This is a genomic window from Streptomyces sp. 150FB, from assembly GCF_000818195.1.
Lineage (GTDB): Bacteria > Actinomycetota > Actinomycetes > Streptomycetales > Streptomycetaceae > Streptomyces.
Genome location: NZ_JTHL01000001.1, coordinates 8,957,821 through 8,978,045, shown reverse-complemented (window position 1 = coordinate 8,978,045; position 20,225 = coordinate 8,957,821). Strand labels below are relative to the sequence as shown.

The following is a 20,225-nucleotide window of genomic DNA, read 5'->3' as shown; positions in this document are numbered from 1 at the left end:
TGGCCAAGGGGATGACCGTCTTCCTACCCACGAGATCCTCGATTCGTTCCTTCGCGCCCTACGTCCCTGCCCGACTCCGATACGTACCGTACGGATCGCTCTCGGGACCGGTCCCCAACCGTTGGACCGCGCGAAGGCCGGGAGCCCTATCCGGCAAGACCTGTGCTCCGGCTTGTCGGCTCCCAGGCATCCAGTTCCGTACGCAGGTCCTGCTCGACGGTGCGGAAGCCGTCGACCGCGTCCTCCCCCAGGAGGAGCATGAACGGCGGTTCGGGGGTTTCGACGGCCTGGATGATCAGTTGTGCCGCCTTCGCGGGGTCGCCCGGTTGGGTGCCGTGCGTGGGGTCGTTCTCCTTGCGACGCTTGCCCGCCGTCTCCGCGTAGTCAGCGATCGCGTCCGGTGACTGCTGGAGCGAGCGGCCCGCGAAGTCGGTACGGAAACTGCCGGGTTCCACGACCATCGCCGTGATGCCCAGCGGGGCGACTTCCTTCCGCAGGGAGGCGGACATCGCCTCGAGCGCCGCCTTCGTGGCGGAGTAGTACCCGGACCCGGCCGGCGAGATGCGGGCACCGATCGAGGAGATACTGGCGATCACGCCGCTGCGCCGGGCGCGCATGCCGGGAAGCACGGCCTTGATCATGGCGACGGCGCCGAAGAAGTTGGTGGCGAACAACTGCCCCACGTCCGCGTCCCGGCCCTCCTCCACGGCGGCGCGGTAACCGTAACCGGCGTTGTTCACCAGAACGTCGACCGCGCCGAAACGCTCCTCGGCCCGCCGGACCGTCGCGGTGACCTGCTCGGGGTCGGTCACATCGAGCGGGAGCGCGAGCGCGGTGGCGGGGTGGTCGTCCGCGAGGCCCTGGACGTGCGCGGTGTTCCGGGCCGTGACCACGGCGTTGTGGCCGCCTTCAAGTACGGCCTGCGCGAGGGCGCGGCCGAGGCCGGTCGAACAGCCGGTGATGAGCCAGGTGGACATGGTGGTGGACCCTTCTGAGGTATGCGGTCTCAGGGCTGAGGCCGGCCGGAACGCCGGTGCCCGACGGATGCCCTCATACCCGCCGTGTCCAGCTCTCCCACGGGCGGGCTGAGGAAACCTTCGAGGGGAGCATCCGGCTGCCGGCCAACTCGCGCCGAAGCTGCGGCCGGTGCGCCTGACCTGGTCACCGGGTGAGTACGTACCAGTCGGGTGAGTCCGGATCTCCGTACTCGTAGTTCAGCTTGGGCCGGCCAGCCGTGCCGCCCAGCGTCCACTGCTCCGGCCAGCAATCGCCGGCATCGATGTTGACGCTCTGGAGCCAGGGGTTGTCGTTTCGTTCGAACGTCCACGTGCCTGAACCCTCACATCGACCGTCAGGCAAGGCCACTTCCCAGCGTTCGCCCCGGGTGTTGGTGGCGACCGTGCGCCCTTCTTTGCCCAGCCGCAGCGTGCCGCCATGGCCGTCGTTCCACGTGCCGACCAGATCCGAGGCGTGAACTCCGGGCGGCGCGTACTCCTCCACCAACCCCGTACCGTAGGCCAGAGAACCCACGGCGACTACGGCGACGGCCGACATCAGGCCGACCCCCACGACTGTCCAGTACGGACGTCCCCGGGTGACGGCCCAGCGCGTCAGCAGCGCCACCGTCGACAGCACCACCGTGCCGGACAGCCACACCGGCAGCCAGATCCCCGGGCCGCCGTCCACCACCGCCGGCCACAGCGCCACCGCGGCCGCCCAACAACTGGCCACCACCAAAATCCACCGCACGTGCCGACCGGCACACCGCCGCGCCATCCAAACGGCGACCGACAGCGTTGGCAACACCCCGAACACCGCGCCCAGCACTGCCGCAGGAACACCGACGCAGAATAGGAAAGGAAGCCACAGCAGCACGATGCCGGGACCGTCACTGCGCGTTGGAGACTCCCCAGCCATCTCCACGAAGCCCGTGAGCTCCACAGCCGTCGGACCGACCATCAGCACTGCCACCATGGAAACGAAGACCGTCCGCGGCTCCCACACGCCGTGAGGGCTGTCCAGCCCCTTCACGCGCAGCGCCGACGGCCGCTTCTCACTGCCGTTCACGTGCCCCTCCCCCACCGACGTCATCCTCCCACGGGGGCCGCCAGCGGCCACATCGAGGTTTCCGGCTGCGTTGACGAGGTCCGTTCCGGGCTTGACCGGTGGCGGAAACGCCGAGGTGTCAGTCGTACCGCGGGAGCCGCTCACCGTGCCACGAGTCCCAAAGACGGGCGTAGGCACCCCCGTCTGCGACCAGGGCATCGTGGGTCCCCAGTTCGGTGAGCCGGCCGCCCTCCATGACGGCCACCCGGTCGGCGTCCTGCGCCGTGTGCAACCGGTGGGCGATGGCCAGGACCGTGCGCCCTTCGAGGACGGCCGACAGGGCGCGCTCGGTGTCGCGCGCCGCCGTCGGGTCGAGCAGGGAGGTGGCCTCGTCGAGGATGACGGTGTGCGGGTCCGCGAGCACGACCCGGGACAGCGCGAGCTTCTGGGCCTGGCCGCTGTCGAGCCGGTGTCCCCGGGGGCCGACCTCGGTGTCCAGCCCGTCGGGGAGTTCGTCCACCCACCGGGCGCCGACCGCATCGAGCGCGCCGCGCAGTTCGGCGTCGGAGGCCCCCGGCTTGGCGATCAGCAGGTTGTCCCGGACCGACGCGTGGAACACATGGTGCTCCTGGGTCACCAGGACGATGTGGCGCCGCAGTTGGTCCGGCGACAGCTCCGCGACCGGCACTCCGCCCACGGTGACGGAACCGGTGTGGGGATGCTCGATTCCTGCCAGCAGCCGGCCCAGCGTGGACTTGCCTGCTCCGGACGGTCCCACGATCGCGAGGCGCTCCCCCGGCTGGATCTCCAGGTGGACACCGTGCAGGACGTCCTGCCCGTCGCCGTACGCGAACGAGACGCCTTCGACGTCGATCCGGTCATTCGCGGGAACGACCCCGGCGGCCGGCTGCGAGCCCGGCAGATCGCCGAGCCCTTCGAGCCGGGCGAACGACGCCGTACTCGTCTGGAGCTGCTCGATCCATATCTGCATCGTCTCCAGCGGACCGGCGAGTTGTCGCAGATACAGCGCGGAGGTGACTGTCGCGCCCAGGCTGATCATGTCGTGGCCGTACAGCGCACCCCCGACGAGCAGGACGCCGACGAGCGGCAGGACGTAGGAGATGTCGACGGTCGGGTAGAGCACCGTACGCAGTGCCAGGCCGCGCAGACGGCTCCGCCGGGAGCGCTCGATCGCCTCGGCGCTCGCCTCCATGCGGCGAGCCTGGAGGCCCAGCGCCTCGACGGTGCGCGCCCCCTGGACGGTGCTGACCAGCACCTCGGCGAGCGACGAGTTGGCCTCCCCCAGCGCGAGGTAGGCGCTCCGGGCCCGCCGTAGGTACCAACGGGTCGCCACTACCAGGCCGAGCAGACCGACCACCCCGCAGGCGCCGAGCAGCGGATCGACGAAGAAGACAGCGACGATGACGAACACCGCCTGGATGAGGGCGATGAGCAGATCAGGGGCGCCGTCACGCATGGTCGTGTTGACGCTGTTGACATCACTGGAGCCGCGGGTCGCCAGGTCGCCGGTGACGAGGTGTTCCACGATGGACGACCGCAGGTCGAGGACCCGGTCGAGGAACTGCTCCCGAATGTGCGCCGAGATCCTCTCCCCGAAGCGGGCGCCGAAGTAGCGGGCGTAGCGGGTGAGGACGAGTTGCAGCAGCGCGGACAGCAGGATCAGCAGCGCCAGCCGGTCGATACGGCTGACACCGCCGTGGGACTGGACGATGTTGATGATGCGTCCCAGCAGCCATGGGCCCAGCAACCCCGCGGCGGTCGCGAGCCCGTTGAGCAGCAGGATCCAGGCGAAGGCGCCCCGTTCGCGCCGGATGAGCCGGTACGCCGCGCGGCGCACGGTCGCCGAATCGGAGACGGGCAGGTGGTTCGCCGTCCCAGTATCGCTGCTCATGACGCCGCCTTCGGTGTGGTCGACGGAGCCGTGGCCCTCTCGGGCGCTCCGAGGTGATCGTCGTCCTCGCCGAGACCGCGGGAGACCAACTGGCGGTAGCCGGGCCGGGTCCGCAGGAGTTCACGGTGAGTACCGGTGGCGGCGACCTGTCCCTCCACGAGGTACTGGACGATGTCCGCCCGGTCCAGAAGCAGGGGCGAGGTGGTCGTCACCAACGTGGTGCGGCCCGAGCGGGCCTCGGACAGCCGGTCAGCCATCACCGCCTCGGTGTGGGCGTCCACCGCCGAGGTCGGTTGAACGGCGAGCAGTACCTCCGGGTCGGCCACCAGGGCGCGGGCCAGCCGGACGCGCTGCCGCTGGCCGCCGGAGAGATTGCCGCCCAGCGACTCGATCGCGGAGGCCACTCCGTCCGGCAGGCCGGCGGGGATGTCCTCGGCCGCGGCGGTGAACAGTGCCCGGGCGATGGCCTGGTCGTCCTGCGAGTGACGGCCGGCGACGACATCGCTCAGGGCTCCGGCGAAGATGTCCGCCTCGTTGTCCGCGACCAGAACGCGTTCACGCAGCCGCCGCGGGGCGATGCTGTCGAGGCGGATCCCGCCCCACGTGGCCTCCGACCGGCTGAACCGGCCCAGCCGGTCGACCACCGCGGCGGTGTCCGCCGGCCGCGCGCTCGCCAGGGCGGTCATCCGACCCGCGGCTACCTCGACCCCGGATCGCGGGTCGTGAAGGTCCGCGGGCGCCTCGGGTCCCTCGCCGGTCGCTTCCTCGGCCGTGTCACGCGCGTCCCGTCCCAGTCGGAGCAGGGTGATGACCCGGCGTGCGGAGACCACCGCCTGGGACAGGTTCGATCCGCTCTCGATCAGCTCCGAGATGGGGATCACGAGGACCGCGACGTAGCCGTAGACAGCGACGAGATCACCGATCGAGATGGTCCCCTCGGCGGCCATCCGCGCTGCCAGCCATGTGACGACGGCCAGGAAGATCAGCGGCAGGCCCACGCCCAGGGAAGGGATCCAACTGGAGACAGCCCCGACCCGGTAGCCCTCGTCGCGCAGTTCCCGGGACTTCTGCTTGTAGCGGGCCGCGAACAGGCCCTTCCCACCGACTCCGTTGAGGACCCGGAGTCCTTGTACGACATCGACCAGCGAGGTCGTCAGGTTGCTCTGCCCGGCGCGGTAGATCTCGCCCGCCGCCCGCAGCCGTCCGAGCGGCGGCCCCACGAGCACAGCGACCAGGGGCGCTCCCAGCAGGACGACCAGTGCGAGCAGCGGCGAGATGTTCAGCAGCAGGAGGGCCACCACGACGTAGGCGATGACCCCGCCGACGCCCGGACCGACGACGGTCAGGCTGACACTGATCACCCACACGTCACCGATGCCGATCGTGGCCACCTCACCGGCCGACACCTTGGCGGCCAGTCTGTCGCCGAGCGTCGTGGACCGTTCGAGCACCGCGTGCAGCGTCCGGAAGGCTCCGTCCATGCGGACCTTGGTCAGCGTACGGTGGCGCATGATCGCCACGTAGGCGTTCAGCACGCCCATCGCCAGCAGCACCATGGTCCAGGCGACGAGTGAAGAGAACCGCCGCTGCTGCAAGCCGTTGTCGATGGCGAGGGAGAGCACGTACGGCGGGAGCGCCAGGCCGAGCATCCACAGGGTGCCGAGCACCGCCGCGAGCAGAACCCGTCGGCGCTGGCTGGTCACCAGCCACCACAGGAAGCGCCCCGGGCCGCGCAGATCGGCGTCCCGGGGAAGTGTGTAACCGCTCTCGGCTCCGGCCTGGTCCCGCTCGCGTGCCCGCGCCGACGTCGGTGCCGGTGCCGGTGCCGGTCGGCCTGGCCGAGCGGCACCGCCGCCCGGGGCGTCTCGGGCTTTCGCGGCAGTGGGCGCTTCGTCGTCGGACAGATCGAACAAAGCCGGACTCCTTTCGGATGCAACCTACACAGGACCGATAATGCATTGAATTGGCCGAGGGCAGCCAATAGGCCGCCCACCGGCCCATGGGCGGCCGGGTGGCCGGTTCCGTTCCCGTCCGAACAGGTCGTTGTGGAAATTGAACGACCCGACGGCGATGGTCCGGTCGCCGCCCACGGGACGGGGTCGTTGCCCACCTCCCAGCGACCGCTCAGACCGATGTCCAGCAGGAGTTCGAACGTCTCGGCCAAGACCGTATCGCGGGCGGCGGGCACCTCGGCGCGCGTTCCACGGGAGTTACGGCCGCACGTCGCTGTTCGACGACCAGGTTGACCTTGCGCACGCCATCTCGGCGGCGGCGAGGATGTCGGACGGCACGAAGAGCATCAGGCGCCGGATCTGGTCGGCCAAGCCGAGCGGGACGGAGGCGCTCAGGGGGACGTGCCTGGCCACCGTCCCCGGCGGCCGTTCGGCCACACCCGGCCAGCCAGTCGCTCTTCGCCTCGCCGAGCCGGACGATGCCGTCGACGGTGCGGAAGTTGTCGAAATTCAAGTCCTCGGGACCCAGTTCCAGGCTGAACTCCCGCTGCACGAACCGGGCAAGCTGCATCGCGAACAGCGAGTTGAGGTAGCCCAGTTGGAAGATGTCGTCCCCGTCGGCCGGCGGACACCCACCCAACCGCGGCTCCGACGGAACCGGCGCCCAGACCGCCCGCTCCCCGGAGTTGCACCGCCTGGTTCGGGTCCCGTTCATCGTCGCGACCGACACACGTCCGACCGCTGCGCCGCCCGTAGCGGGCCAGTTCGGCGGCGGACAGCTCAACCACGGCCATCCCCGTCCCCGGGCCCGACACCCGGCGCTACTGGCGCCGCTGTAGTGGTGGACGATCCGGGCCGCCGTCGGGAGGTCTACGACGCCGGCGGCCACATAGGCGGCGATCTCTCCGAGGCTGTGCCCCGTGGCTGCTCCCGGCACGACGCCGACGGCCTCCAGCCACCGTGCCAGGGCGACCTCAAAGGCGAAGTCGATGGGCTGCATGACCCCGACGTCGTCGGTTCTCATGTGCTCGTCGCCGAGGAAGAATTCCTCGGCGACGTACGCCCCCGTGTGACCACGGTGTGACAGCACCGGGGGCCGATCAGCACGACGGCCCCTACGCAGTCACGCAGGGCATAGGCGGCGCGCCAATCCCCCGTCGCGCAGGTTCCGCCTACTCTTCCCGCTGGTCGTCGGCTTCCGCACGCTGTTCGTCCAGATCGTCCTGCGCCGCCACATAGAGGTCGCGCACGAACTGAGCCTCGGCATCATCCGTGGCCCGAGTGTTGGTCAGGTCCTTAAGGTGCTCGGTCCAGGAGCCCAGAGGATCACTCATCGGGGTCTCACCTCCACAGTGCGATGACCGTTGCCCACCCTGACGCAGCGCAACGAATCCACCCATACCCAGAACAAAGTCTACAAAGCTATCCAGACATCGGCGCGCCCATCGCCTGAGCACGTATAGACCAGCGGCGCCGAGCAGCAGCGCCGCCTGTGCACACCGGGAACACCTGGACGCGGTAGCCGCCTAACTCAATGCCCGCCCATGCAAAACGCTCGACTGGGAAACCCCAGCCGAGCGTCTGCATAAACTACCCGCCGCCTGATCAAACCAGCCACGTGTTGTGACGGTCCCGAGAAACCGCCGAGTTCAGCAGGGGCCCACGGATCAGAGAGCCGCGGAGGGCCGGGACCTGTCCTCGATGAGCGGCATGCCGGCCGACATCAGCTACCGTCTGCTGCCGGTCTGACAGCCGGCCTCACTTCAGATGTCGGATGAAGAACTGGGTCGCGGCGTCCCCCGCGGACTGCGGGACGCCGGTGTGCCCGCCGAGATGGGCGTGCAGGGACTTCTCCTTGGAGCCGAAGGCGTCGAACAGGTCGAGGGCCGCCTGCCGGTTGTTCCCTTCGTCGTCCCACTGCAGCAGGACGTGCAGTGGAACGGTGACCTGCCGGGCCTCCTCGAACAGGGCGCGAGGCACGAAACTCCCGGCGAACAGAACGGCGGCCGAGATGCGAGGCTCGACCGTCGCCAGCCGGATGCCGATGGAGATCACTCCCCCCGAGTACCCGACCGGGCCGCCGATCTCGGGCAGCGATAGGAGGGCGTCCAGGGCGGCCTGCCATTCCGGGACCGCCTTGTCGACCAGCGGGAGGATGAGGGCGTCGACGATCTCGTGGCTGACCGGCTCCCCGGCCTTCATCGCTCGGCGCAGGTCGGCGCGGGCCTGCTCGACGGCGGGCCAACGGGGCCTGTCGCCGCTTCCGGGGAGCTCGATGGTGGCCGTGGCGAAGCCCGCCGCCGCGGAGTGCCGGGCCCGGGCCACCAGCCGCGGGTACATCTTGCGCAGCCCCAGGGGCGGGTGGCCGAGCAGGATCAGCGGCGCCGGTGGGGACGCGGGCGCCGATGCGGGTGTCCACAGGATGCCGGGGATCTCATCGAGGGTGAATTCGCGTTCGAGGAGGCCGTCGTCGAGGCGCTGCTCGGAAGTGAAACGCATGGTCGTGCCTTTCGGGAGTGCACTGGAACGGCGCTCCCGGACGACCTGTCTATCGCCCGACCGCGACCCTGGAGGGGAGCACCCATGTCGATACTGCGTTCACGGGTACCACCTCCTCGATCTCTCGCACGGCCTCCGGAAAAGTAGCAGTGGTTGCCCTCCGTCCACCAACGGGTTTTGCGGAGTCCCGTGGCCGGTTGCCGATGGGCCCCGGAACCCACCCTCCGCGCCGGCGGAGCGGTGGGATCCGGTGCGGCATTGCGTCAGCTCGGGTCGACGACGGTGGTGACTACGCCGGTCTTCAGGTCGTAGGCGTAGCCGCCGATCTTGAACTTCCCCATGCTGCCCGCGAGTTCGGGTGCCTTGCGCAGCAACTCGACATCGGTACGCACGGTGGCGGACGGGTCGAGCACCGCCATGGCGGCGGCGGTCTCCTCGTCGTAGCAGCCTCGCTCGACGTAGGTGCGGCGCAGTCCGGCGTCGGCGAACAGTCCGGAGCCGCAATCGGTGTGGTGGATGATCGCGACCTCGAACCAGTCGGCGTCGGGGGTCTTGTTCTCGTGCAGGTGGCAGATCCAGGTCAGATCACGGATCACGGAGGGGGTGACGCGGCCGCCGACGTTACGGGCCACGATCGCCTCGCCGAGCTGCGCGCCCACGATCGCCGCGGGCTCCACTCGCGGGTCGATGCAGGTGATCAGGTACACCTGCTTGAAGGGGATGAAAGGGATCTCGGGGATCCGGTTCTTGGCGTCGGTGGCGGCGAACTGTTTGTTGCGCTCGAGGTAGGTGGCGAAGTTCGATGAGGTCATGGCCGTGTCTCCGATCGGAGCGAAGTGGACGGTGAGACCGAGCGGGCGGCCTCCAGAATCAGGTCGGTGACTTCCGCGGCCCGGGACACCGGGGCGGCGTGCGCGGATTCGACCTCGACGATGCTCGATCCGGCGCGTTCAGCCATGAACCGCAGTGCCTCGGGCGGGAGCGAGCGGTCACGGGTGGACACGAGCGCCCACGAACGGACCGAGCGCCAGGCGGGCTCCCCCGCGAACGTCTCGCCGAGGGCGGCCGGTTCGATCGGACGCTGGCTCGCGGCCAGCACCGCAGCGAGTTCCGGATCGAGGTCGGCGGCGTAGACCTCGGCGAAGCGTTCCGGCCTGAGGGTCAGGTCGTCACCGCCGAGCGGGTTCGGTGAGACGGCGAGATTGTCAGGGGTCAGCAGACTGCCGGGGAACTTCGCGTTGAGTTCCTCCGCGCTCTCCCCGCTGTCCGGCTGGAAGGCCGCGACGTACACCAGACCCGCGACATTCCCCACTGCGGCGACCTCCGGATGGGAGATCACAGCTCCCGCGTACGAGTGCCCGGCGATCACGACAGGGCCGACGACGCCCCCGATGATCCCGGCCAGGTAGCGCGCGTCCTGCTTGAGACCGCGCATCGGCAGAGCAGGGGCGAGGACCGCGTATCCGGCCGATTGCAGCCGCTGAGTCACTTCGTGCCAGACCGAGGCGTCTGTCAGTGCGCCGTGCACGAGGACAATCGTCGGAGTAGAAGTAACGTTCGTTCTGCTCATGTCCCGGACTTTAGGACCGCCGGAGTGAGGGTGTCAACAGAACGTTCTGTATCTATACTGGTGCCCATGCCGCAGACTGCTCCGCCTCCCCGTGACCGGCTGCTGGATACCGCGCGCCGGTTGTTCTACACCGAGGGCATCCACGCCGTACCGGTCGATCGCCTCGTGACGGAGGCCGGTGTGACGAGGGCGACCTTCTACCGCCACTTCCCGGCCAAGGAGAACCTCGTCGAGGCGTACCTACGTGCCACGGACTCCGACCTGCGCGTCGCGGTCGGGGCGGCGCTGGACACCGGGGGCCCGCAGGAGAGCGCCGCCGCGCTGCTCGAACTGATCGGCCAGACCACATGCTCCGCCGGCTTCCGCGGCTGCCACTTCATCAACGCCTCGGCCGAGTACCCGGATCCCACGGACCCGGTGCGGGTCGCCGTAGCCGATCACCGCGCCTGGTTCCAGGACACCGTCACGCGACTCGCCGAGCGTGCCGGGCACCCCGATCCCGACTATGCCGGACGCGTGCTGGTCCTGTTGCACGACGGGGCACTGTCGGCCGCTGAACTCGACGACCCTCAACAGGTACGGGAAACCGTGATCCGCGCCGGGCGCGAACTCCTCGGTCTGGGCAGTTGAGCGAACCCCGCGGGTGCCGCTCCGCCAGGTGCGGTCCGGATGAACGCGCACCACGGGCTCGGTCATCGCCCGGTCACCCCGCGACAACTCGTCCAGCGGCCGCTTACCGCACCAGCCTGACGCGTCCCCGGGCCGGTGTCCTCGGGACGGGCGAAGCCGCACACGTGTCCACGGTGACGCACCCCGACGGCACCGACGGTGTCACAGATGAGATTCGCATGGCCTGGTACATCTGCCGGCCTGTCGCTTGCGGTGCGGTGGGCGCGTTCAGCGCCAGAGGTCCGCGATTCGGGTGGCTGCCTGCCGGCCCTGGTCCCGGCCGGCAGTGGCGACCGGGCCCCGGCGGGCCGGGTCGTAGGGGTTGGGGCCGATCGCATGGACGGACTGCGGGTCGGGAGTGATCAGTTCGACCTTCGCGGTGGCCCGCATGGCTTCCACGTCCTGTTGGGCCGAGGGAATGCCCGCATGGCCCTTGGGCATGGGCGCGATGACCAGGACCCGTTCATAGCCGTCGGCCAGGCGTGCGTTCGCGGCCGAGACCATCCCGCCGTCGATCCAGCTCCGGCCGCCGAACCGGACCATCGGCGAGATGCCGGGTACCGCGCCGCTGGCTGAGACGACCTCCGCCAGCGGGTGTCCGCAGGTGTGGTCGAATGCGGCCAGGACGCCCGTTTCGGCATCCGTCGCCGCGACGTGCAGCGTGCTGGGCCACTGCGTGGTGTGGAGCCGGGCCTGCACCGTGCGGCGTCTTTCCTCCACGGAGACCCGAGGGGTGAAGCGGCGCGCGACGGCCCCGAACCCGGCCCCCACGCGCTCGGGGTTGCCGCGTCCGCGCAGGAAGGCCCAACCCCACGCGGCGGTCAGCACGCGTGACGCCTCAGTGGTGGACTCATCGACGGGGGGTGCCTGCTGGGCCGCGTAGAGCTGTTCGATGTCGGCGCCCGCGGCCAGGGCGGTGCCGACGAAGGCACCGGCCGAGGTGCCGAACACGGCATCGGGGCGCAGGTCCACTCCGGCCTCCAGCAGGCCGGCCAGGACGCCGATCTCCCAGGCGATGCCGGTCACACCTCCGCCTCCCAGAACGATCGCACTGCCACCTGTGGCTTCGGCCATGATCCGTACCTCCGCGTTCCGGGGACATCCCCGCGATCCCCGCGCTGCCGTAAATACGGGAACATCGGTTGCCGTTAAAAACATAGCAGTCGGCACAGATTTTCGAGAACCTGCGTTCCGGTAGGGTGCTCGCATGGAAGCCGGTGACGGGCGGGGGCGACCTCGCAAGCAGGCGATCGACGATGCCGTCCTGCGGGCCACCCGGGAGTTGGTCGAGGAACGCGGCTACGAGGCGTTCGGCGTGCGCGAGGTCGCCGAGCGCGCCGGTACCAGCCTTGGGGCCCTGTACCGGCGCTGGCCCGGCAAGCACGACCTGGTCGTCGCCGCACTGCGCGCCGCCACCCGTGAGGTCGACGTCGCACCCACCGACGACCCCGAGGCGGACCTCCTGGAAGGACTGGTCCTGCTCGCCCGGAGCCTCAACGGCGGCGCCGGCCCCCTGCTGGCCCACCTCCTGGCCAAGCCCGACACCGAACTCTCGCGCGCCATACGCGAAGCCAAGATCGAACCTTTCGGCACCGCACACCGACAGCGTCTGCGCCGTGTGATCGGATCACCGCCGGACTTCGAGGAGCGCGCCGCCCTCGCCCCGGCCCTCATCATCTTGACCACCATGACCACCGGTCGTCCGCCCGACCGGGACGAGATCCGCGACCGCATCATGCCGCTGCAAAGGCCCTGTTGAGTCAACCTGGCGATCACCCGCCGTCCGCATGGCCGTCGCCCGCCACCCGGCCGTCGCGGTGAACACCGTCCGCAAGTGGCGCGGCCGGTTCGGGGCTCCTACGGAGGAGGTCGCCGACGAGCTCGGCAGGGCGGGATCCCACGCCTTCTCGGGTAAGGACTGGGAAGGGCCTCAGGCGGGGAATCGCACGCGGGCGAGACGCCCGGAGATCTCCCAGATCATTTTCGCCTCCCGCTCAGACGTGAGCCGTGAATACAGTCTCTGCTCGGCCGGAGCGCCGGAGAGGTGCGCGAACCCGGACGGCCCGTAGAAGTGCCCGCCCTGAGCATCCGGGTTGGTGGAGGCGTAGAGGGCGGGGAGGAGGCCGCCTTCGGCTGTCTGGACGAGGAACCCGATGCGGGCGGAGCCGCGGATCATTTTCACCGCGGCGGTGTCCTTCTGTCGCCCCATGCCGGGCTGGGCGGCGAGGAGGTTCGTAGGTGAGACACCGGGGTGCGAGAGGTTGCTGGTGATGCCCCAGTTCCCGGCGATGCTCCGACGGTTCAGTTCCAAACCCCACAGGCCGAGGGCGATTTTCGACGATGAGTACGACTTGAAGCCGTTGTACGTCTTCTCCCACTGGAGGTCGTCCCAGTTGACGGCGTTCCGGTTGGCGGACAGGGCGATCTGGGTCGTGACCCGGGCACGGCCGGCGCGCAGCAGCGGCAGGAGGTGGGCAGTGAGGGCGACGTGGCCGAGGTGGTTCGTGGCGAACTGCAGCTCGTAGCCGTCCTCCGTGACCTACGGGTCGGCGGTGTCATCACACCGGCGTTGTTGATCAGGATGTTGATCGGCCGATCCTCGCCGATCAAGGTCTCGCCGAGGGTGGCGACCGAGGCGAGGGACGACAGGTCCAGCACCCTCGTGGTGACCTTCGCGTCGGGGATGGCGGCGCTGATTCTATCGACTGGCGGCGGCGCCCTTCTTCGGGTTCCGGACGGGAAGGACCACTTCAGCACCGGCTTTGGCGAGCCGGCGGGCAAGGACCAAGCCAATCCCATCACTGGCACCGGTAACAAGTGCAAGTTTTCCCGTGAGGTCAGGGACGGTGATGTCAGGTACGCGAGGCATGGTGGATTCCCTTGATATTGATATTGACATTCAAGCGGTGCCGGCGTTGAAGCGAGTATGACCGCCATATCCGCCACAAACCTGTTGTGGCGCGTGGAACACGGGCGATCATCGGCGCGTCAACTGGCGGAAGCCTGTGACCACGGGCGACGGCCCCTTCGACGCCGCCCCGATGGGCTCAACGCTGGGTGAGAGCGGTCGCGGACCACTCGACAGACACTGAACGAGACCGTTTCGTTCCGGAACTAGTTGGTCCGTTCGACCATGTCGGGAGCCGCGATGCCTGTCACCCGTTCACTGCCTCCTTCCACCCCGTCGCTGTCCGATCAGACTTCGGAGCGGGGCCGCGGTGGCCGCTCCCGCGACACCTCGCGCGATGACGTCCTGCGCCGGGCCGCGCTCGACCTGGTGACGGAGATCGGCTACGACCGCATGACGATGGACGCGGTGGCGGCTCGGGCGGGGGCGGGCAAGGCGACGGTGTATCGCCGTTGGTCCAACAAGGCGGAGCTGGTGGGCGATGCCTTGGCGCACGCGCATGTCGACGGCGAGGTGCCCGACAGCGGATCGCTGCGGGGCGACCTGGCGGCGCTCGGCGACTACCTGTTCTCCGGTCAGGACCCGCTCTACAAGGCCCGGCTGATCACCGGGATGGCATCGGCCCTGCTGGCCGACCCGGAGCTGCGCCAAGCCTTCGGGACGCTCGCACCGCCGATCGAGCGCGCGGTGGCGACGATTGTCGACCGTGCGGTGGCCCGCGGCGAGATCGCCGCTCCGGCCGATCCGGCGCTGATGGCCGCGATCTTGCCGGCGTTGGGCCTCCACCGCCTGATCTTCACGGGGGGCGGCCCTGACCCCGACCACGCGGCTGCCGTGATCGACAACGTGCTGCTTCCGGCCCTGTTGGCCTCCTCCGCGCCGGAGTCGCGCGGGTCGACCCGCCCGGCACGAGAGACCTGACACGCGCGTACGGCCGAACCGGCCCCCGGCCCGACGACGGCCCATCACGGCCTGGCGCCGCCACCTCACCTCACGCTCACCGCAGAAGAAAGAGGTCTCCATGTCCACCCCTGACACCCCCGGAATCCGGGGCACTTCGACCGACGATCGGCGCCCCGGTGGCTCGGCCGCCTTCGCCGGTCGAACGGTCTCCCGGATCGGATACGGAGCCATGCAGCTCACTCGTCTGGCGGACAATCCCGATCAAGCGGTCATGCTTCTGCGTCGCGCTGCCGAACTCGGAGTCGACCACTTCGACACGGCTCAGTTCTACGGAAACGGCCTAGTCAACGAGCTGATCCGCGAAGCGCTCCGTTCCGATGACGACGTTCTCGTATCGAGCAAGATCGGCGCGGATGCCAATCCTGATGGACCTGTCCATCTCCGACTCGCTCAGCGCCCCGAGGAACTACGCGCCAGCGTCGAGGACAACCTCAGGAGCCTGGGACTCGAGCAGATCGCGGTCGTGAACCTTCGGCGTCCGGATGACCGCCCGGGCCTGCGGGGCGAGGGCGACCAGGCCGTCGACCTCGATGATCAGCTTGCTGCGATGACAGCGATGCGCGCCGAGGGCAAGATCGGCGCGATCGGGCTGAGCAACATCACCCTCGACGGGCTGCGCCGAGCGATCCCCGCCGGCGTTGTCTGTGTGCAGAACGCGTACAGCCTCGTCGACCGACGCGATGAGGGACTGCTCTCCCTGTGTCTGGCGGAAGGCATCGCCTGGGTGCCGTTCTTTCCGCTCGGCGGTGCGGTTGCCGGTCTGCCCAAGGTCGCGGAACAAGCCGCCGTCCGAGCTGCGGCCGCAGCCCTCGGACATACCCCGTCACAAGTCGGCCTCGCCTGGCTGCTTCACCACGCCCCCAACGTGCTCCTCATCCCCGGAACCGCCGGGGCCGAGCACCTTGATTCCAACGTCGCCGCCGGCTCCATCCACCTCGGCGACGCCGTGCTGGCTGCCCTCGACGGTATTTCCGGCATCTGAATCAGGACGCGTCGCGAAAGTGGATCAAGGTCGTAGACGATCAGGCTCCCTGCCGCCGTTAAATACCTCGACATCGGTCGCGGTCATCGGGGACGCTTCGCGCGATGACCAGAATCGACGACACGCCGCCCGCGTGGGACGAGCGCACACAGCTCACCACGTTTCTCGACTACGCACGTGACATCGCCCGCGCCAACTGTGAAGGCGTCTCTGCGGAGAACGCGCGCAAGGCGCTGCTGCCGGGCTCACCGCTGATGACCATGAGCGGAGTGATCAACCACCTCCGCTGGGTCGAGTACTACTGGTTCCAAGTGGTCTTCCATGGCGAGGAGGATCGGGGCCCCTGGACCGAGGAGGACCCCGACCGAGAGATGCGTATCGCCGTCGACTTCCCACTCCCGCAGTTGCTCGACGAATACGCCGAACAGAGCGCCCACTACCGCGAGCTGGTCACCGGAAACAGCCTGGACAAGCAGGCCCAGCGAGCCGTCCGCGACGGTCTCCATGTCGACCTGCGCTGGATCCTCCTTCACCTCACCGAGGAGACGGCCCGCCACAACGGCCACCTGGACATCCTGCGCGAGATGCTCGACGGTACGACGGGCAACTAGAACGTGTTGCGAAGGGAGAAATACGCCTTGCCGCCGCCGAGATGGTCGGGCCGGGTGCGTGGATGCACGCCAGCGAGGCGGGCCGGCCCACAGGCCGCCGCGCGACCGGACTTCGGCAGATGAGGCTTAAGCCGGCCCACTCCTCGCGGGTCAAGTCTCCCCGCCTCAGGCTCATGCCAACGCCCCGAAGCCACGACGGTCACACGATCCGCCGGACCATGCCTCGATAGGTGCGTTGGCACCCGGTGCGTTACCGCCGTAAGCACGGCCTGTGGGTGTGAACGTTTCGATCCTCGTTGAAATGATTGAAGCCTCCAGACGCCTCGGTGAATAATTTCTCTTCTGGTAGACCCGAAGCGCGCAGGAGTGCTGAACGGCGCGCTGCGAATCGGAGTGAGAACTCATACCGGCCGGGCACCACGGGACGGGTTGTCACACACATACGGGGAGAAGCTTGTGACCGAGTGGATATTGACATTCGACGCCGACTGCCCATTCTGTGAAGAAGTGGTGGATCGGGTTCGCCTGTCCGTCGACGGTACGTTGACCACCGCGGGCCTCACGGAACCCCGTGTTCGCGCCCTGCGCCTGCGGGCCCTGGGGGAAGGGGCCGAGTGGGCCCCGACCCTGTTGGCGGTCAACGGCGACCAGGTGCGGGCCTGGACCGGACCCGCGCTGTCCCTCCGCCTGGCGCGGCTGCTGGGGCCGTCGGACTCGCTGCGGGTGGTGCGTGCGCTCCGCGGCCTCGATGTGCTGCGGCCGCCGAGCCGCCGGGGAATCCTCAAGGCCGTGCCGGGGCTGGCCCTGGGAACGTTTCTGGTCACCGGCGGCCTGGCCGCCTCACCCGCGCAGGCAGTGTCGCGCGCCAAGGGCAGTAAGGCATCGCGATGGGTGAAGGCCAACCGCGACCATCTGCCCTCCGGCTACTCCGAGTTCGCCTCCTACCCCGCGGACTATCGGCGCGCCGTCTACGGCGCGCTGTCCGCTCCTGCTCGGAGTGATCTGTGGGTGGCGCACTTCGCGCACTACCGGAAGACACACCCCGGTCTGTCGGCCGAGCAGTCCGCCGTCCTGGACGACGCGGCGCGGCTGGCACCGCGGATCATCGCGGGGCGCCGGCTAGGAGCAGCCGCAGAAGGGGTCGAAGGGCTGGAGACGGCTGCTGTGGCGGCGTTCGGCGAGAGCGAGGCGCGGGCGATTCTCATGGCGCTGGGCCCAGTCGACACGCAGAGGGCGGCACCTCGGAGCGGTCAGCACGCCGAGGTCCTCGACTGCAATTCCCAGTGCGCGGGCACGGGAAGCTGCGACACGGTGTGCTACGACGCAGGGTTCTACTGCAACTGGACCGACTACGGCTGCGGTCCACTGTGGCTGGGACCGTGCAGCGGGTTCTGCATCCCCTGAACCCACCCCTGCTCCGAGCTCGCCCCTTCCTAGCGGCCCGGATTCTCGCCGAGCACCTGGAAGTCGGCCGGCCGAGGCCTTGCGATGCGGCCCCAGTCACGGTCGGTGCCGGGGCGGGATGTCTACTCAGTCTCGTTGGCCGTCTTGGGGGAAGTCGGTCGAGCGGGCGAGGTCTTCCCAGGTGTTCAGATCGTGGTCGACGGCGTCGCGGCCTGTCCGGATCAGGCGCAGGGCGTCGGAGCCGAGGACGAGGTGGGCGGGCGGGTGAGGTATGTCGAGGATGTGCAGGACGGCTGCGGCTGCCCCGGCCGGGTCGCCGAGCTGCTGTCCACTGGCCTTCTGACGGGCGGCTCGGATGGGTTCGAACAGGTCGTCGTAGTCGGGAATGGACCGGGGTGCGCGGATCATCGAGCGTCCGGCCCAGTCGGTACGGAAGGAGCCGGGCTCGATGGCCGTGACGTGGACGCCGAAGGGGGCGACTTCCTTGCCGACGGCTTCGAGGATGCCTTCGAGCGCGTATTTGCTGCCGCAATAGGCGGAGACGCCGGGGAAGGACGCCAGGCCGCCCATGGAGGTGACGGCCAGGATGTGCCCGCGGCGGCGTTCGCGCATGAAGGGCAGGGCGGCCTGGACGGTGGCTGCGGCGCCGAAGACGTTGACGTCGAACTGGGCGCGCAGGTCGGCCAGGGGTGTTTCCTCGAAGGTTCCTTCCAGGCCGTAGCCGGCATTCGCGATCAGCACATCGATGGGGCCGACATACTTCTCCACCTCACCCACCACGGCGAAGACGTCTTCGTCGTCGGTGACGTCGAGGATGCGGGCGTGAGCGCGCTCGGGGTGGAGCGCGGTGAAGGCTTCCGCGTCGGCGTTCTTGCGTACGGTTCCGACGACGGTGTGGCCCGCGTCCAGGGCTGCGGTGGCGAACGCGCGGCCGAGGCCGCTGCTGACGCCGGTGATCAGAAAGGTCCTGGCCGTGTCGGTCATGCCTGCTGCTCCTTGTAGAGGACGAGGTGTTCGTGGAAGGGCACGCCGTCACGGATGTCGCCGGTGGCGGTGAAGCCGGTGTCGTCGACGTAATCGAGGTGCTTGCCGGTGACCGTGTAACGGCCGGTGTAGGCGCTGCGGCGGGTGCCGCGCGCCTCGTCGTAACGTCCGTCGGCGCGCAGTTCCTGCCGGATGTGCCCGTCCGGAGTCACCCACATCCCGACCACGTCCACATCACCGGTCCTGCGCCCGGTGGCTTCCACCGGGGAGCTCGACTGGTTCCTCACCATGCGCTCCTCTCTGTTCGCGGGTGCGGATCACCAGGCTGGCCGGTGCCGGCGAAGGGAGCCAGGACGAGTCGTGCCTGGGTACGGCGCACCCAGGCAGGCGGGCGGGGCGCGCCCTAGCCTGTAGGTGTGACCAGCAACGATCTCGGAGACTTCCTGCGCGCCCATCGCGCCCACCTGCGGCCTGACGACGTCGGGCTCGCCTCCTACGGCGCGCGCCGGGTGGCGGGGCTGCGGCGGGAGGAGGTCGCGGTCCTGGCCGGGATGAACAGCGACTACTACGCCCGCCTCGAACAGGGCCGCGAGCGCAGTCCTTCCCCGCAGATCCTTGAGTCCATCAGCAGCGCCCTGCGGATGGACGACGAGGCGCGGGAGCACATGTTCCGGCTGGCGGGCACCGCACCGGAAGGTGAACGGACCCAGCCGAGGGAGAGGGTCAGCGCTGCGCTGCGGCAGTTGCTCGACGGATACGCGAACGCCGCGGCGTTCGTCCTGAACCCGGCCACCGACTTCCTGGCCTCGAACGCGCTGGCCGACGCCTTGTTCTCACCGTTCGAGAGCATGGACAACATGGCCCGCATGACCTTCCTCGACCCGGCCGCCCGGGGATTCTTCACCCAGTGGGGACGGGCGGCAGAGGCGGTCGTTGCCGGGCTACGCCACGCCACGGGCCTCGACCCGCACTATCGGCGCCTGCACGACCTTGTCGCTTCGCTGACCGAGGAGAGCGAGGAGTTCGCCGCCCTGTGGTCCTCGCACACCGTCCACGGCAAGACCCGTGACGGGAAGGAACTCGTCCACCCCGACGTCGGGCCCCTCGACCTCACCTACCAGACCTTCGACGTCCGCGGAGCGCCGGGCCAGCAACTGATGGTCTACCACGCCGCGCCGGGAAGCCCCAGCGCCCAGGCACTCGCCCTGCTCGGCAGCCTCCATGCCACCCACCACCAGGAGGCGGACCCGGAGCAGTGACACCCCCGGCAGAGCATTTGTGCAGGTGAGCGCTCCGGTACGCGGGCGGCGGGAGAACCTGGCGATGCGTCATCGACGTCGAGGTCACGGACAACGCCCTCACCCTGCTCGGCGGCGTGTATGCCTGACACCGCCAAGGCCCCCGGCCCGCTCATCGTGCGCCCCACACCCGCCGCACTCGGATCGGCTCCTCAGGTCACGTACTCCGGTCCCGCGCCCGTGTCATCTGCTTCAGTTCGATGATGGTCGCGACGGCGCGCAGCCAGGTCGCCGCGGTGTCGTCGGCGGCGATCCCACCCACGAGTTCGGCGCCGGCTCGCAGCCACTCCCGTACGAGGAGGGCCGCCTCCCGGCCGGGCAAGGGCTCGGGCAGCTCCGCGGCGCGGGCGAGTCCGCCGGCGCGCACGGTGTCGGCGAGGAAGGCGACCGAGCGCGGCTCGGTGCCGAGGCGGTCGAGGATGACGGC

General features: G+C 69.3%; 20 protein-coding genes and 2 pseudogenes. 8 read left to right on the top strand and 14 right to left on the bottom strand.

What is annotated here, in order from left to right:
- Positions 1-146 precede the first annotated feature (146 nt).
- From QR77_RS38410 to QR77_RS49600, 5 genes are all read right to left on the bottom strand, one after another.
- On the bottom strand, positions 147-977 hold the full coding sequence (locus QR77_RS38410) for an oxidoreductase (RefSeq protein WP_040026565.1): 831 nt from the start codon (positions 975-977) through the stop codon (positions 147-149).
- A 184-nt stretch (positions 978-1,161) separates the two neighbouring features.
- Positions 1,162-2,067: a hypothetical protein gene (locus QR77_RS46285; RefSeq protein ID WP_150130505.1), complete on the bottom strand. Its 906-nt coding sequence runs from the start codon at positions 2,065-2,067 to the stop codon at positions 1,162-1,164.
- A gap of 118 nt (positions 2,068-2,185) precedes the next feature.
- The gene (locus QR77_RS38400) at positions 2,186-3,958 is read right to left on the bottom strand and encodes an ABC transporter ATP-binding protein (RefSeq protein ID WP_040026564.1); all 1,773 of its coding nucleotides are present in this window, start codon (positions 3,956-3,958) and stop codon (positions 2,186-2,188) included.
- Positions 3,955-5,607, bottom strand: coding sequence for an ABC transporter ATP-binding protein (locus tag QR77_RS38395; protein ID WP_078877943.1), 1,653 nt, complete (start codon positions 5,605-5,607; stop codon positions 3,955-3,957). Before QR77_RS38395 ends, QR77_RS38400 begins: the two co-directional genes overlap by 4 nt.
- 475 nt (positions 5,608-6,082) lie before the next feature.
- Entirely contained in the window at positions 6,083-6,625 is a 543-nt protein-coding gene (locus QR77_RS49600; RefSeq protein WP_269084373.1) for an acyl carrier protein, read from the bottom strand.
- Between the two features lie 126 nt (positions 6,626-6,751).
- Here QR77_RS49600 and QR77_RS49595 point away from each other — a divergent pair, with 126 nt between their 5' ends.
- Positions 6,752-6,994, top strand: a complete 243-nt coding sequence (locus QR77_RS49595) for a hypothetical protein (RefSeq protein WP_236710994.1) — start codon at positions 6,752-6,754, stop codon at positions 6,992-6,994.
- A gap of 88 nt (positions 6,995-7,082) precedes the next feature.
- On the opposite strand, the gene QR77_RS47630 is transcribed toward QR77_RS49595, so the two are convergent.
- From QR77_RS47630 to QR77_RS38365, 4 genes are all read right to left on the bottom strand, one after another.
- Positions 7,083-7,244, bottom strand: a complete 162-nt coding sequence (locus QR77_RS47630; RefSeq protein ID WP_173476404.1) for a hypothetical protein — start codon at positions 7,242-7,244, stop codon at positions 7,083-7,085.
- A gap of 424 nt (positions 7,245-7,668) precedes the next feature.
- Positions 7,669-8,409, bottom strand: coding sequence for an alpha/beta hydrolase (locus QR77_RS38375; RefSeq protein WP_040026560.1), 741 nt, complete (start codon positions 8,407-8,409; stop codon positions 7,669-7,671).
- Between the two features lie 263 nt (positions 8,410-8,672).
- Positions 8,673-9,221 (bottom strand): carbonic anhydrase, encoded by a 549-nt coding sequence (locus QR77_RS38370; protein WP_040026559.1) that lies wholly within the window; start codon positions 9,219-9,221, stop codon positions 8,673-8,675.
- Complete coding sequence (locus QR77_RS38365) at positions 9,218-9,979, bottom strand: alpha/beta hydrolase (protein ID WP_052489390.1); 762 nt, start codon at positions 9,977-9,979, stop codon at positions 9,218-9,220. The genes QR77_RS38370 and QR77_RS38365 overlap by 4 nt, the downstream gene beginning before the upstream one ends.
- Positions 9,980-10,045: 66 nt before the next feature.
- Here QR77_RS38365 and QR77_RS38360 point away from each other — a divergent pair, with 66 nt between their 5' ends.
- Entirely contained in the window at positions 10,046-10,609 is a 564-nt protein-coding gene (locus tag QR77_RS38360; protein ID WP_040026558.1) for a TetR/AcrR family transcriptional regulator, read from the top strand.
- A gap of 267 nt (positions 10,610-10,876) precedes the next feature.
- Here the strand turns inward: QR77_RS38360 and QR77_RS38355 are convergent, their stop codons facing one another.
- The gene (locus tag QR77_RS38355; RefSeq protein WP_040026557.1) at positions 10,877-11,722 is read right to left on the bottom strand and encodes a patatin-like phospholipase family protein; all 846 of its coding nucleotides are present in this window, start codon (positions 11,720-11,722) and stop codon (positions 10,877-10,879) included.
- Positions 11,723-11,855: 133 nt separating this feature from the next.
- On the opposite strand from QR77_RS38355, the gene QR77_RS42615 reads away from it, so the two are divergent.
- On the top strand, positions 11,856-12,407 hold the full coding sequence (locus tag QR77_RS42615) for a TetR/AcrR family transcriptional regulator (protein ID WP_052489389.1): 552 nt from the start codon (positions 11,856-11,858) through the stop codon (positions 12,405-12,407).
- A gap of 171 nt (positions 12,408-12,578) precedes the next feature.
- On the opposite strand, the pseudogene QR77_RS49590 reads toward QR77_RS42615, so the two are convergent.
- A pseudogene (locus QR77_RS49590) lies at positions 12,579-13,517 on the bottom strand (SDR family oxidoreductase).
- 264 nt (positions 13,518-13,781) lie between these two features.
- Between QR77_RS49590 and QR77_RS38340 the strand changes: the two are divergent.
- The 4 genes from QR77_RS38340 (at position 13,782) to QR77_RS49895 (ending at position 17,516) form a co-directional block, all read left to right on the top strand.
- Positions 13,782-14,477, top strand: a complete 696-nt coding sequence (locus QR77_RS38340; protein ID WP_078877656.1) for a TetR/AcrR family transcriptional regulator — start codon at positions 13,782-13,784, stop codon at positions 14,475-14,477.
- A gap of 100 nt (positions 14,478-14,577) precedes the next feature.
- Complete coding sequence (locus QR77_RS38335) at positions 14,578-15,501, top strand: aldo/keto reductase (protein WP_052489388.1); 924 nt, start codon at positions 14,578-14,580, stop codon at positions 15,499-15,501.
- 104 nt (positions 15,502-15,605) lie between these two features.
- The gene (locus tag QR77_RS38330; RefSeq protein WP_040026556.1) at positions 15,606-16,112 is read left to right on the top strand and encodes a DinB family protein; all 507 of its coding nucleotides are present in this window, start codon (positions 15,606-15,608) and stop codon (positions 16,110-16,112) included.
- Positions 16,113-16,622: 510 nt separating this feature from the next.
- Complete coding sequence (locus tag QR77_RS49895) at positions 16,623-17,516, top strand: bacteriocin fulvocin C-related protein (RefSeq protein ID WP_040026554.1); 894 nt, start codon at positions 16,623-16,625, stop codon at positions 17,514-17,516.
- Between the two features lie 126 nt (positions 17,517-17,642).
- Here the strand turns inward: QR77_RS49895 and QR77_RS38320 are convergent, their stop codons facing one another.
- Together QR77_RS38320 and QR77_RS38315 are read right to left on the bottom strand one after the other, a co-directional pair.
- The gene (locus QR77_RS38320) at positions 17,643-18,500 is read right to left on the bottom strand and encodes an oxidoreductase (RefSeq protein WP_040026553.1); all 858 of its coding nucleotides are present in this window, start codon (positions 18,498-18,500) and stop codon (positions 17,643-17,645) included.
- Positions 18,497-18,790 (bottom strand): Atu4866 domain-containing protein, encoded by a 294-nt coding sequence (locus tag QR77_RS38315; protein WP_107069035.1) that lies wholly within the window; start codon positions 18,788-18,790, stop codon positions 18,497-18,499. Before QR77_RS38315 ends, QR77_RS38320 begins: the two co-directional genes overlap by 4 nt.
- A 126-nt stretch (positions 18,791-18,916) precedes the next feature.
- Between QR77_RS38315 and QR77_RS38310 the strand changes: the two genes are divergently transcribed.
- Positions 18,917-19,759: a helix-turn-helix transcriptional regulator gene (locus QR77_RS38310; protein WP_040026552.1), complete on the top strand. Its 843-nt coding sequence runs from the start codon at positions 18,917-18,919 to the stop codon at positions 19,757-19,759.
- A 196-nt stretch (positions 19,760-19,955) separates the two neighbouring features.
- Here the strand turns inward: QR77_RS38310 and QR77_RS38305 are convergent.
- Positions 19,956-20,225: pseudogene (locus tag QR77_RS38305) on the bottom strand (hypothetical protein); the annotation flags it as partial.